Here is a 2,950-nt window from a genome sequence, read left to right on the forward strand (position 1 = left end):
TGCCTGGCCCGCGACCGCAGCGGCGCCACGCTGCGGCGCACGCTGGACGCCTGGTTCGCCCACAACGAAAGCGCGGCCGCCACCGCCGCCGCGCTGCACATCCACCGGAACACCCTGGATTACCGGCTGCGCCGCGTCGAGGAACTGACCGGCCTGCTTCTCGCGCGTGCGGAAGACCGTTTGCTGCTGTACGTGTCGGCCCTGCTAAGCCAGGATTAAGCCAGGAAGTCTTGCTTTATCGACAAAAAGGCGTTCATAATCCTGCGACCCCACCCAGGAGAACGCCATCCGCTCACCGCTCGTCCGCCTGCGCCTGCGCTGGTACGCCATCAGCACCGCACGCCTGTTGCTGCGCCGCTGGCAGGCCATCATGCTCGCCACCGGCGTGCTGGCGTCGGCCAACGCGTCCGCCTTCGGCAACCTCGACACCTACACCCGCCCCCTGCTGTCCCTGCTCGCCCCCGACCACGGCGCGATCTGGCGTACGGGCTATCTGCTCGCCCTGCTGCTGCCCGTGGCCGCCTGGGTCACCATGCAGCGCGACCAGGTCGCGGGTGGACCGTTCGTGGCATTCGCCGGATCCCGGACAAGGTCGCCCGCATCGTCGAACGCTTCGGCCTCGTGCGCCATCTCGACACGCGCTGCGGCGCCATGTCGCTTGCGGTGGAGACCGTGGTGCCGATGCGCGAGCGCGACGGCAGTTGTGAGGTCTCCGGATATTTCGTGAAATAGATGTGGATACCCAACTTCTCTTCATCTGCTTCCTGACGTTCGTGATCCACCTGATCGGGACCCTGGCGTACTCGGTACGGATCGCCGGCGTACGGACCAGGCGGATCGCCGTGTCGCTGGCCCTGTTCGGCATTCTCATGCTCGTGTCGCGGACGTCGAATTCGTTCCTGGGCCCGTTCCTGGCGAAGCGTGTCGAGACCCACCTGGACCCGCTCGCGGGCGGTGCGCTGCTCGCCGATTTTCGCTGGCTGCTCGTGTCCGCAAGTCTTGCGACGGTGGCTGGCGCCCTGCTGATTCCGACGTTCCAGCGTGTATTCTGCCGCGCGGTCCTGCATTTCCAGGCACATCGCTCGATCCCGAAGCTGATCCTCCACGGCTTCTTCAAGGGTGGCCTGTCGTACGTCCGCGACGTCGCCCGCATGCCCGCCGCGCGCAACATGACCGGATTCCGGTCGGGACACGGCGTGTCGGGCCGGATCACGCTGCTGAACGTCGGCGCCACCGCGCTCTGGACCGTCGGCGTGTTCGCGGCCCTGTACGCCGGCGTGCTGGACCCGTCGGTGCGCGTCACGTCCAGCACGCTCTCCTCGATCATCAACGGCGGCGCGACCATCATGATGGCCGTGTTCATCGACGCGCACATGTCGGGGATGACGGACGATGTCGTCGAAGGCAACGTCACGGAAAGCCAGTTCAGGAAAGCCATCGTCTGGCTGGTCGGCAGCCGGCTGGCGGGCACCGTTGCCGCGCAAGCGTTGCTGGTACCGGCGTCGCTGCTGATCGCGTCCGTGGCCCGCGTCATATGATGCCATGCTGACCCCTCCTCGCCAGGCCAGGCCCGACGAATCGCTTGGATTCCCATCCGCGCTGCGCGCTTCCGTACGCGCGGCCGTTGCCGTCGTCGCGCAGGACGAACTCGCGCCCCCGCACGGTGCCTTCGACGTCGACGTGGATGGCGAAACCTTGCACATTCCATATCGGCTGTACTACGACCCAGCCCGCCTGCGCCGCGCGTTGGAGGATGCGCGGGGCGTCGACCGGCGCATCGTCGCCTGCCTGGGGACGCGGCATTACGACGGTCACGTGCGCCAGGCATGCCTCGCGCAGATTCTCGACCGCGACGAACCTTGGCTCCTGCCCTATATCGTTCAGCTGGCCGGCGAGTACGTAATCGAGATCGTCGAGGACGTCGCGCGCTGGATCGGGACGCGCGACGCGTCGTCCCTCGCGTCTTTCGCACGCGCCAACCCGGCCTGGCTCGCAACCCTGGCGCGACGTGCGACGAGCTACTGGAACTGCTATCATCGGCCGGCGTTTCCGGATCGGGCCGACTATCCGGGCACCCGAGTCCTTTCACGCTTCAGATCCGATGCCACACGCCGATAATTTGCAGTTGCGACGCGCAACCCGCGCCGCCCAGGGCTGGCGCCGCGCGCCCGTCGGCGCCACCGAGATCGCGTACACGCTGGCACGCCCGGTGGTATCCTTGGCGCCATGACTACCGATTCCGATATTGAACTGTCCGGCCCGTTCCAGGCCAAGGACGCCAATGGCCGTACCCTCGACGTCAAGTCGATCCGCATTTTCGACGAGGGCTACGGGATCATCGATGTGTACGTGAAATTCAAGGACCGTCTCGAGCCCGGCGCCTACAAGGACGCCGTCCTCGTACGCGCCATCATCGACCGGCTGCGTGCCGTCGGCTACAAGGGGCCGGACTTCGGCCACAGCGATCCGGGCCTGCAGGAGAGCCGTCTCATCGTGCTCGAGGCACCCGAGGAATTCGCGCCGTTCGCGAAAAGCAAGGGGTGGAAGAACCTGGCCGAAGACTTCGACAGCTGATGGCACGGCGCCCCGGACTGCTCGCGGGGGCGCTTGCCGTCGGCCTCTCATGCGCGGCGTCCGCGTACGCCGACCCGGCGTACGAAGGCTGGCTGCTGCGCATGGGCGACTACGAAACGCTCGCCAACGTCTGGCGGGCGGATACGGACAGCGGCGACGGCGCGCAACAGGAACGCCTGGCCGAACTGTTCCTCGGTCCGCATGCGCGGGCCGCGAAGGCGCGGCCGTTCGAGGGCATCCACAATCTCTATTGGGCGGCCCTGCGTGGGCGCCGCGGCGCCGTGCTTTCGGGTCGCGGGATTGCAGTGTGTTATAAAAAAAAGACGCTGCCGCCGAAAAGAGAGGTGTTTATGAAGGTGGGGGGCGGATCATTAAA

General features: G+C 66.7%; 6 protein-coding genes. All 6 read left to right on the top strand.

Annotation, left to right across the window (positions count from 1 at the left end):
- On the top strand, positions 1–219 hold a 219-nt coding region (locus ACEN88_RS28190; RefSeq protein WP_413344980.1), incomplete at its 5' end, for a helix-turn-helix domain-containing protein.
- A 127-nt stretch (positions 220–346) separates the two neighbouring features.
- Positions 347–727: a hypothetical protein gene (locus tag ACEN88_RS28195; protein WP_413344982.1), complete on the top strand. Its 381-nt coding sequence runs from the start codon at positions 347–349 to the stop codon at positions 725–727.
- A gap of 7 nt (positions 728–734) precedes the next feature.
- Positions 735–1,538 carry a lipid II flippase Amj family protein gene (locus tag ACEN88_RS28200; protein ID WP_413344984.1) on the top strand — a complete coding sequence of 268 codons (804 nt, stop codon included), beginning with the start codon at positions 735–737 and terminating at the stop codon, positions 1,536–1,538.
- A 4-nt stretch (positions 1,539–1,542) separates the two neighbouring features.
- Entirely contained in the window at positions 1,543–2,118 is a 576-nt protein-coding gene (locus ACEN88_RS28205; RefSeq protein ID WP_413344986.1) for a hypothetical protein, read from the top strand.
- Between the two features lie 108 nt (positions 2,119–2,226).
- On the top strand, positions 2,227–2,574 hold the full coding sequence (locus tag ACEN88_RS28210) for a hypothetical protein (protein WP_413344987.1): 348 nt from the start codon (positions 2,227–2,229) through the stop codon (positions 2,572–2,574).
- A partial coding sequence (locus ACEN88_RS28215; RefSeq protein ID WP_413344989.1) for a hypothetical protein occupies positions 2,574–2,950 on the top strand: 377 nt, incomplete at its 3' end. The genes ACEN88_RS28210 and ACEN88_RS28215, both read left to right, overlap by 1 nt.

Source organism: Massilia sp. CT11-108, assembly GCF_047302915.1.
Taxonomy (GTDB): domain Bacteria; phylum Pseudomonadota; class Gammaproteobacteria; order Burkholderiales; family Burkholderiaceae_D; genus Telluria; species Telluria orientalis.